The sequence below is a fragment of the Polynucleobacter sp. 31A-FELB genome (genome assembly GCF_018882405.1).
Classification (GTDB): Bacteria; Pseudomonadota; Gammaproteobacteria; order Burkholderiales; family Burkholderiaceae; genus Polynucleobacter.
This window is the reverse complement of record NZ_JACVOO010000005.1, coordinates 15817-27344: the sequence shown is the minus strand read 5'-3', so window position 1 is coordinate 27344 and position 11528 is coordinate 15817. Positions and strand designations below refer to the sequence as shown.

The following is an 11528-nucleotide window of genomic DNA, read 5'->3' as shown; positions in this document are numbered from 1 at the left end:
AAAGAACAGAATTAGAGGTAAAGCTTTTTTTCTAGATTGCGCAGCTTTCGCTCAAAGCGATGCGCCTGTATCACCGCCTTATCTAAATTGGAAATTGATATTTCTGAAAGGTTCTTACCTCGAATGAAAACATCATTAAATTGATGCATGATATTTTTTGGAGAAAATTTTTCCGAGTATGCGTCCCAGTCCTTCCGATTTTGAATCTGCCGATCAAAATTCATAAAAATATCGCTTAACTCTTTTTTCCCTTTATATAGCAGGGCTTTATCGCCAAGAATCTCAATATGACTTCGTTGGGGTGACATGGAGTAAGTAATCACTGGCTTGCCTTTAATGGAAAACTCCCCACAAGCGAGGCCAAAACTCTCCCCTATACCTCTTGCATGAATCATGCCATCACTGGTATTGATAAATTTTGACTTGTAGATGAGGTCTGAGTTTCCGGGGAGGAATATCAGTCGCTCATGTTTTGCGAATGGCTCAATATTCATAAAAAGAAAGTAAAGATCTGAGCGTTTCTCTAGCGCCAAAATCACCTCTTTTTTGGCAAACTCCAGATTGAAGCTATCCGACCCCCCATAGCAAGCTAATACTGTTGCGGCATTGGGAATATTGAATTCGCTGCGCAAGTTGCCATCATGATCTGGAAGAGTGATCATGTGCGGCACAAATGGAATTTTTCGATTAGAGCAATCTTTAGAAAGCCATTCAGAGACAAATGCATACTTATCTCCATGAAACTCTTGTGGTTTAGTCGGAAATACGGCATGAATGAGTGCGGGTGAACTTTCGCAGATTGCATCATCGCGTTCACCAGATTTAATAAAGTAAGTGAGATCAATTTGCTCTTTTTCGATGAGCTGATTCAGCTGTCTTTGCCCTTCGTATGGCAAAAGCTTAAAGTGTTTTGAAAACTTATTAAAAACAGATCCATTAATGGGACTACTCTTTCGATAAAAAATGACTGATTCGTTGCTGAGAAGCTCTTGATTGTGAAATGCATAGTCATATAGAGCAATTTCAGTCCCTCTAAGTGATAGGCCATTTGTGTGAAATCCAATTTTCATCTGCAGATCTTTTTATGAGCTCGCATCTTCAAGAATGCGTTTTACAAAATCTCTAAATGGGAGAATGCTGGGCGCATTTAATATCAATGCTTGTGAGCTATATTTCTCAAGTAATGCGCGGGATTCAATAATTTCTTGGAGTGGAGAAAAATTACACCAAGTCATGGGCGCCAAGTTAATAAATGCATTTGGATTGAAATCGTTTTTTACATTTTCATCCGTCCATGTAATTGGAAGGCATTCTGCGTAAAAGGCTTCGGGAATCTTTTCCGTGTAATAGCCTGGGTACATGCCGTTCTCAGGACAAAGGTTGAATGCAAAATCCTGAAGCAATGTGTGTTTTAACAACCCGCTGCGATGATGGTCCTCTATTTTTTTATTGAAGTGGGCCCCAAAACCCGTTACCGGGATTACTTTTTGAACTGCCTCGAAAAGGGTTTTTCTGGGTTCCCTGATATGGGAGCTCAAAAATGCGGCTCCCCAGTTTCTTTTGAGGAACTGGTTGCCAAGGGGCTGCATCATTCTCTCAATTTTCAAGAGCTGGCCATAGCGGGGGTTTTGATTGCCAATAACGCCCTCATGGGACCAATCGATCATTTCCATCCAATAGGGCAGTCTAAAGTGGGTGCTAGATTGGATGTTCAAATCAAAGGAGATTGAATAATCGGCCTTATAGACATCATGCCGTATGTTTTCAGCGCTCTGAAAGAGGGTTAAAGGGGTTGCTCTAGGTCCTATTGCCTCAATCAGGAGCTCTTTAAGGGGTTGGATAGTGGGGCGCAGGGGTTTGGGGCACCATCTGAGGGGTTTTGGCTCTGGGTTGGCAAATGGCCCAAATATCACTAGATTGCTATCTTGAGGGCGAACCCAATTGATTTTGAAGCCTAAGCTTTGGGCGATAATTGGGAACAGGCTTTGGCGGTAGTCGCTAGGGCTGCCAATGGTGGCAATTCGTACACTTCTCATACCTTAATACTAATTTATTTTATGCCTCAGGATTGGACCCCCTATTCAGCTGTCTTCATCATCTTGGATAAGCGCTTTGAGGCTTTTTAGCCCCCTTCATATCTGTAGTTAAGGTGAAACTAAATTTGGAGAGCATCGTGACTGCAATTAGCCCTGGTACAAAAGTGCTTTGTGTAAGGCACACTTTTGATGTCCAGCCATCCTTTCGACTTTCGAACCGCTGGTAAGAATGTGAAATCCTAGTGCCTCACAGTTTGATCGTGATTTATTTCAGAGTTATGTAGAAATACCTCGCTTGGCAGTTATTCGAGGCGCTTGATATAACAGTAAAACCTGTTCTTGAGAAGAATATTTAATATCTTATATGAACAGTTTCATTCGGACAAAATAAAGAATCTATAGCGTGATGAATGTAAGTCCATACAAAAATACCCAATATTTTTCAGTTATATGCCTTATTTCAGTTATTGGGTTGTTAGGCATTTGGGTGCTTCCAAACACGATTGCCCTTAGGCATGTCTTTTTGGGGATCGGCTTTATAAGTTCTTTAGCCGTAATTTATAAAAGCAATTTTTTTGCAAGAAGAAATTTTGGCGATATTCTGCCACTATTTTTGCTATCTCTTGTTTTTATTTGGGCCCTTGTCCATTATTTATTTTTTTCCTTAAATCCCAATCTTGAGTTGCAGGAATTAAAAAGTATTTGGGCTAGATCTTTGGCTGGAGCGGTTATTGCAATTGGGCTTAGCATTGCTTTAAGGATCCAAAAAGACCTTAGGCCTTGGTTTTTTATCTCCCTCTTTCTTGTTTCTTGGATTAACTTGGCAGCTTATTTTTATCTGAGCTATGAAGAAGGACGCTTTATTTTACCCTCTGAATTTGTTTGGAAATTTGTCTTTAAAAAAATTGAAGCAGCATTCTTTGGTGTTATTGCCATTTCTATTGCTTGCGCAAATTTGGTGAATATTATGTCCCAAAAGTTAGATAAGAAATCTATTATTTATATGGCACTTTGGTTCTTGGCAATCACAACTGCAATTATTTCATCGCTAGTTGCAAATACCAAAAATGGAGTTGCGGTAGCTTTGGGTTTATGTGTTCTATTAGGGTTGACTTTGATATATATGGCGTGCTTCAAAGCGGCAGCCTCAAGAATGAGGATATTTATACCGGTAGCAATTGTTTGTCTAATGTTGCTGGCTAGTTGGAAGGTGCATGTCCAGTTTGCCACCCAAGGTTGGGGCACATTAATTGAGGACATTCAAATCTCCTCTCAACTCGATCAACATAATTTCTGGAGATTTAATAGTCCAAACTGGAATAAGGTGCATGGAGAAAGTTTTCCGACTAACAGTCGTGGACTGCCAGTAGCCGGAAATACTTATGAGCGAGTTGCATGGGCTACTCAGGGGATGATTTTAATCCGCCAATATCCAATGGGTTATGGTTCCATAAATCGCTCTTTTGCGGGTATGTTGAATCATGCTGGTATTCGACAGGAGCTAGAAAATCAAACGCATAGCGGCTGGATTGACTTTGGTTTGGCTTTCGGGATTCCTGGAATTTGCATTTTCCTCATCTTATTTTCTTGCATAGTTTATTTAGGTTTGCGCAATAACGATCAATTTGGATTGATGGGGACTTGGCTTATTATTGGATTTATTCCTTTTGGCATTATTGCAGAAATTAACTACAAACATAATTTTGAAATTCTTCTTTTCTTTATTGCTTTTGCGGCTGCTTCATCAATCCGCTTTAAGGACCCTCAAAAGCAATTTAGCTAACTCATATCAGGCCTATAAATGATTCTAGTTACTGGTGGTGCAGGTTTTATTGGGGGCAATTTTGTTTTGGATTGGCTTGCTGATCTAGATAATGAGGGCATTATTAATTTAGATAAATTAACCTATGCCGGAAATTTAGAGACACTTGAATCTCTCAGAGGGGATCCTCGTCATATCTTTGTTCATGGCGATATTGGCGATAAAGAATTGGTTTCTAAATTATTAAAAGAGTATCAGCCGCGTGCGATTGTGAATTTTGCTGCCGAGAGTCATGTGGATCGCTCGATTCATGGGCCGGCGGAGTTTATAGCTACCAATATTGTTGGTACCTTTAATTTATTGGAGTCCGCACGCGAGTATTGGAGTGGTCTCGATGATTCTGCCAGGAGGGCATTTCGCTTTCATCATGTTTCTACTGATGAAGTCTATGGATCTCTCTCTGCTGGCGACCCTGCATTTACCGAAACCAGTACATTTGAACCTAATAGCCCATACTCGGCATCCAAAGCAGCCTCCGATCATTTAGTGCGTGCATGGTTCCACACCTATGGATTCCCTGTTGTTACTACCAATTGTTCCAATAATTATGGCCCTTATCACTTCCCAGAGAAGTTGATTCCTTTGGTAATTCTCAATGCAATTAATCGCAAACCTTTGCCAATCTATGGCGACGGGCAACAAATTCGTGATTGGCTCTACGTGGGTGATCACTGCTCTGCAATTCGCGAGGTACTGGCCAAGGGGGCACTAGGCGAGACCTACAATATTGGCGGGTGGAATGAAAAAACGAATATGGATGTAGTCAAAACTATTTGCAGCATTTTGGATGAGCTCAAGCCGCGTTCTGATGGAAAGTCTTATTCAGAACAAATTACTTTTGTTAAGGATCGCCCGGGCCATGACCGCCGCTACGCTATTGATGCCAGCAAGGTTGAGAAAAAGTTGGGCTGGCGTCCTGCAGAGACATTTGATACTGGAATTCGGAAGACGGTTCAGTGGTATTTGGATAATCCAAATTGGATTGATGGAGTGGTCAGTGGCGCATATCGCGATTGGCTTTCCAAGCAGTACAAATAAAGGCTTTATGAATATCCTTGTATTTGGTAAAGATGGTCAATTGGGTAGAGCTTTTCAGGCTTTGCTAAATTCTCAATTGCCTCATTTGGCTGATAAGCCAAATATTCAATATATCGGTCGTACGGAATGCGACTTATCTGATGCAGATGCTTTGCTTGCAGTGCTCAATCAGTCCAAGGCAAATTTGATTATCAATGCTTCAGCATATACGGCTGTTGATAAAGCAGAATCTGAGCCTGAGTTAGCATTTGCAATTAATGCTAGGACACCCGAGATCATGGCTTTTTATGCTGCAGACCGTGGCGCTACTTTTTTGCATTACTCCACCGACTATGTTTTTGATGGAGAAAAGTATGGTTTTTATTTAGAGGGGGATGTGCGCAATCCTCTGGGTATCTATGGCAAGAGTAAGGCTGCTGGTGAAGAGGCTATAGCCAAAGCATTTGCTACTAGCGGTGGTAATGGACAATTTGCGATCTTTAGAACAAGTTGGGTCTACGGTGATGGGGGTAATTTCATTCGCACGATTTTGCGCTTAGCCAAAGAGCGTGAAGGGTTGAAGATTATTCATGACCAGTATGGTGTGCCAACTAGCGCTGAGTGGTTGGCTAAAGTAAGTTTGGATTTGGCGGTAGATAAAAATATAAAGATTAGAAAATTCAACTCCGGCATCTACCATGCTGTACCCGCTGGAGAGACTACCTGGCATGGCTTAGCCTCTTTGGCGGCTCAAGCTGCATTAGATGCAGGAGTCAATCTCAAGGCTGGTCCTATGGCAATTCAGCCTATTCTTGCTGTGGAGTATCCGTTACCAGCCCCAAGGCCAATGAACTCAAGGATGTCGGCTGATAAACTTCGCATAGCCTTAAGCAATGGGGCTTCAAATATGGTGCAATTTCCTGAGTGGGAGAGTATGGTGCGCAAATACGTATCCAAGCTCGCTGCTGATAAATTGATTTAAATAAAGTTAGGATCGCAATGGAAACGAATCGCAAAGGTATTATTTTGGCTGGGGGCTCTGGCACTCGTTTGTACCCAGTGACTCAGGCTGTTTCTAAGCAACTAATGCCCGTCTATGACAAGCCCATGGTGTATTACCCTTTGACTACGCTGATGCTTGCGGGCATCCGCGATATTTTGTTGATCTCTACACCGCATGACACGCCACGCTTTGCAGAGTTGTTGGGTGATGGTTCGCAATGGGGTTTAAATATTGAGTATTGCGTACAGCCATCCCCCGATGGTTTAGCACAGGCATTTACTTTGGGAAAAAACTTTATTGGCAATAATCCAAGTGCTTTAGTACTGGGCGACAATATTTTTTATGGCCATGAATTAGTCGATCAGCTCTATAGCGCTCATGCTCGTAATGATGGTGCGACGGTCTTTGCTTATCATGTCACGGATCCTGAGCGTTATGGCGTAGTGGAGTTTGATAAAGATTACAAAGCATTATCTATTGAAGAGAAGCCTCTTAAGCCGCGAAGTAGTTATGCAGTAACAGGACTCTATTTCTATGACAATCAGGTTTGCGATATCGCCTCCTCGATTAAACCTAGTGCACGTGGCGAACTGGAGATTACCGATGTCAATCGTGTTTATCTCGAAAAAAATGAGCTTAGCGTAGAAATCATGGGCCGTGGTTTTGCTTGGCTGGATACCGGAACACATGATTCTTTATTGGACGCTGCTGGCTTTATTGCGACGCTACAAAAGCGCCAAGGGCTAATGGTGGCTTGCCCTGAGGAGATCGCTTATCGTCAGGGATGGATTAGTGCTGAGACGGTACAAAAGGTGGCTACTCAATTAAGTAAGAATAGTTACGGTCAGTATTTAAGTAAGATTTTGAATGAGCTCAATAGTTCTGCCCAGCCTGTTTCCCTGTCGCATAAGAAGATGATTGGATGAGTACCACCGTGAAGTTGCAAGTCAGGCCTACGGCTATTCATGATGTATTGGTAATCGAGCCGAAAGTATTTGGTGATGAGCGCGGCTGGTTTACAGAATCCTTCAATGCCCAAGATTTTTGTATAGCTACGGATTTGAATGTGGAGTTCGTTCAGGACAACCATTCCTTTTCTCGGCAATGGACATTGCGTGGACTACATTATCAATTGGAGCAAACTCAGGGTAAGTTGGTTCGCGTTGTAGCTGGCAGCGTTTTTGATGTTGCTGTGGATATTCGAAAAGATTCGCCAACTTATGGCAAGTGGGTCGGACTCGAATTAAGCGCTCAAAATCATAAGCAACTCTGGATACCTGCAGGTTTGGCCCATGGCTTTCTTGTGCTATCCGAGACTGCAGAGTTTTTATATAAAACAACGGACTACTATCATCCGCAAAGTGAAGCTTGTTTGGCTTGGAATGATCCAGCCGTGGGTATCGTATGGCCCTTGCCAAAAGGCATCATGCCCAATATGAATGCCAAAGATTCTGCTGGTTTATCGTGGGATGCTGCCCCTAAGTTTTAATCAAATTTAGGCGTATTTTCAAAAGATAAGATAATGCTCGCATGAGCAATTCCCCCAAAATCCTATTAGTGAAACTATCCTCTCTTGGGGATGTGTTGCATAACTTGCCGATTTTGTGGGATTTGCGTGCACGCTTACCAGAAGCTCAAATCGATTGGGTGGTGGAAGAGGGGTATGTACACCTCTTGGAGCCTCTATTATCAAGAAACGGTTTTAGGGGTATCGATCGCATCATTCCTTTTGGGCTACGCCGCTGGAAGAAAAATCTTTTTAATCTGACGACATGGAAAGAGTTTTTTGAGTTTAGAAAAACCCTTCAAGCTAGCACTTACGACGTATTGATCGAAACGCAGGGTCTACTGAAATCTGCCATCGTATGCTCCCTGGCCAAGAAAAGTCCTAGTGCCATAGTTGCAGGCCTTGCCAATGCAACAGAGTTTTCTGGATATGAGCCTTTAGCTAGATCTTTTTACAACCAGTCAGTGCAAGTTCCTAGGCAGTGCCATGCTGTCGATCGTTCGCGTTGGGTGATGTGCTCAGCATTGGAGTGGCCTTTAATAGAGCGCAGTAATTCGCCGCAGTTTTATCCAGCAGAATGGGTTTCCACTATTTCAAAGAGTTCCGTTGATGGCCTTCATGCACCTTATGTCTTGTGCTTTCATTCCACGGCTCGAGAAGCTAAACGTTGGTCTAATGACAAATGGATTGCGCTAGGCAAAGAGTTATCTACTCATGGATATCAAGTAGTTTTCCCTTGGGGCAGTCTCTCTGAAAAAGCACTTAGCGAATTACTCGCTGCGCAGATTCCAAATGCACTGGTACCCCCAGCCTTTTCGATTGAGGATGCGTTTTCGGTAATTGCTGGGGCAGCTTTAACGGTAGGGGTGGATACAGGTCTGACGCATTTGGCGGCAGTTCTCGATAGGCCTACTGTCGAAATCTATTGCGACTCACCTCGCTGGAAAACTGAGGGTTACTGGTCTGAGAAAATTGCCAATGTGGGCGATATTCAAAATCCACCAAGCGTTCAAGAGGTTCTTGAAGCTTCTCTTGGGCTGCTTCGGCCTTAGCGCAGCAGGGTATTAATGGAGATCAGATCTTCATCTGTTAGTGATGCTACATGAGCCTTTAATTTAATGGCATTCAGAATCGTGTTGTAGCGTGCCTGCTGTAATTGTGAACGCGTTGTAATCACTGTATCGAGAGCTATCAGCACATCAATATTAATTAAAGTACCCACCTGAAATCCGAGCTTGCTAGATTCAAGCGCTGAAGTGGAAGAACGCTCTGCAGCCTCATACGCTTTAACGCTTGCCAGTCCACCATAGAAGCCAGTAAATGCTGCGCGAGTGCTTTGCGCGGCAGTACGTCTTGCATTATCGTAATTCGCCTTAGCCGCATCTAGTAGGGCTGCATTCTGACGAATCAAAGAGCTGTTGTATCCACCAGAGACCAAAGGAATGGTCATTTGCAGGGCGATGGTGTTGTTGTAAATATTTGTTTGTGAGGGCGTTAAGCTATTTGCCGTTCCATTTGAGGTGTTGTAGCCTGCTGTACCTACAAAATTGAGGGAAGGGTAATTCAGTGCTTGAGAGGCTTTATAAGTACTCTCGGCTAGAGAGACGGATAGCTGGCCAGCAAGCACGTTGAAGTTTGCAGTCTCTGCTTGATTGATCCAATCTTCTAGAGTTTGACCTTTCGGCAATTGGGGGTTGACGCTATCCGCAATCGGAATGCCATTGCCATCTTTTGATTTGGAGCGAGGGTCCTTGAGAACCCCATCAATCTTCGCTTCTTTAGTGAGTGGCTTTAAGGCGCCAACAGGGCGACCAACCAATTGCTCCAACACGCCACGTTTAACAATGAGATCTGCTTGGGCAGCAATCTCTTGGGAGTTGGCTAAATCAAAACCCGCTTGTGCTGTATTCACATCCACAATCGTTGCAAGGCCAGCATCAAACTTGGCTTGAGCAATTTCTAGTTGTTGTTTGATCAACCCTTTTTTATTGCGATAAAGTTCAACATTATCTTGGCTTGTGAGTGTATCGAAGTACGCTTGTGAAACGCGAATGATGAGATCTTGTTGCGCCAAGTAAAAGCGCATATCTGCAATCTTGGTATTTAAATCACCCTGTTTGAATGCCTCAAATGCAGCCATATTAAAAACAGGTTGGGTCAGAGTAACGGTATAGTTTTTTTGGTCGTATACCCGTGAACCTGTATAGGAATTGGCTGGTTGGTTGCCGGCGGTATGTTGGTAATAACGAGTTCCACCAGGCACAGCCGTGGCTTGTGGAAGTAAGAAAGATAAACCTTGCCAATATAGCTCTTTGCTTGCCTGATAGTTAAAGCGGGCAGCATTTAGTACTGGGTCACTAAAGGCTGCCTCTTGATATAGGCGAATCAGATCTGTAGTTTGCCCAGTATTGACTACGCCAGTCCCACCAACATTCGAGGGGGCACCATCTATAGAAATGGCTTGCTTCGAAGGTGTCACCATTTGTGGGGGCATATCCAGACCAACCAGCGACTGGGCGCTAATAGTTGTAGGCAACGAGGGTTTGGCACCATTGGCACTTTGTGCAAAACTGTCGGATGACATCACGCTGAGTTCAAGCACCTGACTCAGGATAAGACCAAAAGTAGCGAGCTTGGAGAGGTGAAAGCGTGTCAGGGTCATCTAATTCGGATACTTTTCAATGTGCCATGCAGTTTAAGGCTTATTTGCATAAATTGGCTTGTTTGAGCCTTATTTTGCCAAATCTTCAGTACATCTTCATCTATCTATAAAATTAGGGCCATGGATCTAATTTTGCTAGCAAAAGCGGTATTACTGGGAGTAGTTGAGGGCTTAACGGAGTTTTTGCCAATCTCTAGTACCGGCCACCTGATTTTGGTTGGCGACTTACTTAACTTCAATGATGAGCGCGGGAAGGCCTTCGAGGTCATTATTCAGTTTGGCGCAATCTTGGCTGTCTGCTGGGAGTTCCGAGCAAAGCTTTGGAAGGTGGCTTCTACCGCCCGGACAAGCTCGATCTCTCGACGCTTTATCCTCAATTTATTGATAGCCTCGATTCCGGCAATGGGCTTGGCCTTCATCTTTGGCAAGCATATTAAAGCGGTGTTATTTGCTCCCATTCCGGTGGCTAGCGCTTTTATCGTTGGCGCCTTGATTATTTTTTGGGCTGAACGTCGCCAAGCTAAATTAATTTACTCGGGCAAATCCTATATTCAGTCCGTAGATGACCTAACCCCTTTCGATGCTTTAAAGGTAGGTTTGGCTCAGTGTGCCGCTTTAATCCCTGGAACTTCTCGCTCAGGCGCGACCATTATTGGAGGTATGTTGTTTGGCTTACCGCGAGCAGTAGCTACTGAGTTCTCCTTCTTTTTAGCCATTCCGGTAATCGGCGGGGCAACCGCATATGAATTACTTAAGCTTTGGAAGAATCCAGTCTCCCTCTCGGGTGATTTTGTTTGGGCGATTGTGATTGGCTTTATTGCCGCTTTTATTTCTGCTTTTATCTGCGTGCGCTGGTTAATTCATTATGTTGCTGGACATAACTTCATCCCATTTGCCTGGTATCGCATCGTCTTTGGTGTACTGGTGCTATTAAGTGCATATAGTGGTTTAGTTGCTTGGTCTCATTGAGATAAGCCTTACAAAAAAAGATCGATTGGAATTTTCATGGATGTCTCAATAGACGCAATCACGAATAACATTCAACTGGCCTTAGCTCCAGTGTTTTTATTGACGGCAGTAGCTACCTTAATTAATGCCATCTCTGCTCGCTTGGCGCGTTCAGTGGATCGTATGCGTGCTATTCAGCATCGCATTCAGGAGGGTGGCATTCAGGATGCAGAGATGCTCGCTCACATGATGAAAGAGGCGAATGAGGCAAAAGTCCGGGGTCGTCTTTGTACGGCTGCTATTTTCTTTGATGTATTAAGCGGCGTCTTTATCTCTTTAACTGTCCTTGAGTTATTTTTCTTCCAAGCTGGAGCCGTGCGTTCTTTGCAGGCAACTTATGTCATCTGGACATTTGTATTGGGATTGATATCCTTTATGACTTCACTTTCTATCGTGCTGGGTGAAGTGGTTTATGCCTATCGCTCGGCTGGTTGGAACACACCTTTTCCAAAATAGAAATTAAAGACGCTATC

The 11528-nt window shown here is 43.5% G+C and carries 11 protein-coding genes; 8 read left to right on the top strand and 3 right to left on the bottom strand.

The window, feature by feature from the left end; all coding sequences use genetic code 11:
- Positions 1–11: 11 nt before the first annotated feature.
- Positions 12–1070, bottom strand: a complete 1059-nt coding sequence (locus ICN30_RS04530) for a hypothetical protein (protein ID WP_216273544.1) — start codon at positions 1068–1070, stop codon at positions 12–14.
- A gap of 12 nt (positions 1071–1082) precedes the next feature.
- Complete coding sequence (locus tag ICN30_RS11565) at positions 1083–1607, bottom strand: glycosyltransferase family 10 domain-containing protein (protein ID WP_223146607.1); 525 nt, start codon at positions 1605–1607, stop codon at positions 1083–1085.
- A gap of 835 nt (positions 1608–2442) precedes the next feature.
- On the opposite strand from ICN30_RS11565, the gene ICN30_RS04520 reads away from it, so the two are divergent.
- Genes ICN30_RS04520 through waaC form a run of 6 tightly spaced genes read left to right on the top strand, consistent with a single transcriptional unit; the run spans position 2443 to position 8437 of the window.
- Positions 2443–3819: an O-antigen ligase family protein gene (locus tag ICN30_RS04520; RefSeq protein WP_216273540.1), complete on the top strand. Its 1377-nt coding sequence runs from the start codon at positions 2443–2445 to the stop codon at positions 3817–3819.
- Positions 3820–3837: 18 nt separating this feature from the next.
- On the top strand, positions 3838–4896 hold the full coding sequence (gene rfbB / locus ICN30_RS04515; protein WP_216273539.1) for a dTDP-glucose 4,6-dehydratase: 1059 nt from the start codon (positions 3838–3840) through the stop codon (positions 4894–4896).
- A complete protein-coding gene (gene rfbD, locus ICN30_RS04510; RefSeq protein WP_255533101.1) occupies positions 4844–5857 on the top strand; it encodes a dTDP-4-dehydrorhamnose reductase in 1014 nt (337 codons plus the stop codon). The genes rfbB and rfbD overlap by 53 nt, the downstream gene beginning before the upstream one ends.
- 17 nt (positions 5858–5874) lie before the next feature.
- Positions 5875–6804: a glucose-1-phosphate thymidylyltransferase RfbA gene (rfbA, locus tag ICN30_RS04505; protein ID WP_216273537.1), complete on the top strand. Its 930-nt coding sequence runs from the start codon at positions 5875–5877 to the stop codon at positions 6802–6804.
- Positions 6801–7367, top strand: coding sequence for a dTDP-4-dehydrorhamnose 3,5-epimerase (rfbC, locus tag ICN30_RS04500; protein WP_216273535.1), 567 nt, complete (start codon positions 6801–6803; stop codon positions 7365–7367). Before rfbA ends, rfbC begins: the two co-directional genes overlap by 4 nt.
- Before the next feature lie 41 nt (positions 7368–7408).
- Positions 7409–8437, top strand: coding sequence for a lipopolysaccharide heptosyltransferase I (gene waaC / locus ICN30_RS04495; RefSeq protein ID WP_216273533.1), 1029 nt, complete (start codon positions 7409–7411; stop codon positions 8435–8437).
- Here the strand turns inward: waaC and ICN30_RS04490 are convergent.
- Positions 8434–10047: a TolC family protein gene (locus ICN30_RS04490; RefSeq protein WP_216273531.1), complete on the bottom strand. Its 1614-nt coding sequence runs from the start codon at positions 10045–10047 to the stop codon at positions 8434–8436. The genes waaC and ICN30_RS04490 overlap by 4 nt on opposite strands.
- Positions 10048–10167: 120 nt before the next feature.
- Here ICN30_RS04490 and ICN30_RS04485 point away from each other — a divergent pair, with 120 nt between their 5' ends.
- Positions 10168–11016 (top strand): undecaprenyl-diphosphate phosphatase, encoded by an 849-nt coding sequence (locus ICN30_RS04485; protein ID WP_216273528.1) that lies wholly within the window; start codon positions 10168–10170, stop codon positions 11014–11016.
- A 36-nt stretch (positions 11017–11052) separates the two neighbouring features.
- Positions 11053–11511, top strand: a complete 459-nt coding sequence (locus ICN30_RS04480) for a DUF2721 domain-containing protein (RefSeq protein WP_216273526.1) — start codon at positions 11053–11055, stop codon at positions 11509–11511.
- Positions 11512–11528: the final 17 nt, after the last annotated feature.

Bases quoted from the DNA above. Each gene is read 5' to 3' on its own strand.
- ICN30_RS04490 (WP_216273531.1), bottom strand. From the start codon at position 10,047: ATGACCCTGACACGCTTTCACCTCTCCAAGCTCGCTACTTTTGGTCTT.
- rfbA (WP_216273537.1), top strand. From the start codon at position 5,875: ATGGAAACGAATCGCAAAGGTATTATTTTGGCTGGGGGCTCTGGCACT.
- rfbC (WP_216273535.1), top strand. From the start codon at position 6,801: ATGAGTACCACCGTGAAGTTGCAAGTCAGGCCTACGGCTATTCATGAT.
- rfbD (WP_255533101.1), top strand. From the start codon at position 4,844: ATGGAGTGGTCAGTGGCGCATATCGCGATTGGCTTTCCAAGCAGTACA.
- waaC (WP_216273533.1), top strand. From the start codon at position 7,409: ATGAGCAATTCCCCCAAAATCCTATTAGTGAAACTATCCTCTCTTGGG.
- rfbB (WP_216273539.1), top strand. From the start codon at position 3,838: ATGATTCTAGTTACTGGTGGTGCAGGTTTTATTGGGGGCAATTTTGTT.
- ICN30_RS04520 (WP_216273540.1), top strand. From the start codon at position 2,443: ATGAATGTAAGTCCATACAAAAATACCCAATATTTTTCAGTTATATGC.
- ICN30_RS04485 (WP_216273528.1), top strand. From the start codon at position 10,168: ATGGATCTAATTTTGCTAGCAAAAGCGGTATTACTGGGAGTAGTTGAG.
- ICN30_RS04480 (WP_216273526.1), top strand. From the start codon at position 11,053: ATGGATGTCTCAATAGACGCAATCACGAATAACATTCAACTGGCCTTA.
- ICN30_RS04530 (WP_216273544.1), bottom strand. From the start codon at position 1,070: ATGAAAATTGGATTTCACACAAATGGCCTATCACTTAGAGGGACTGAA.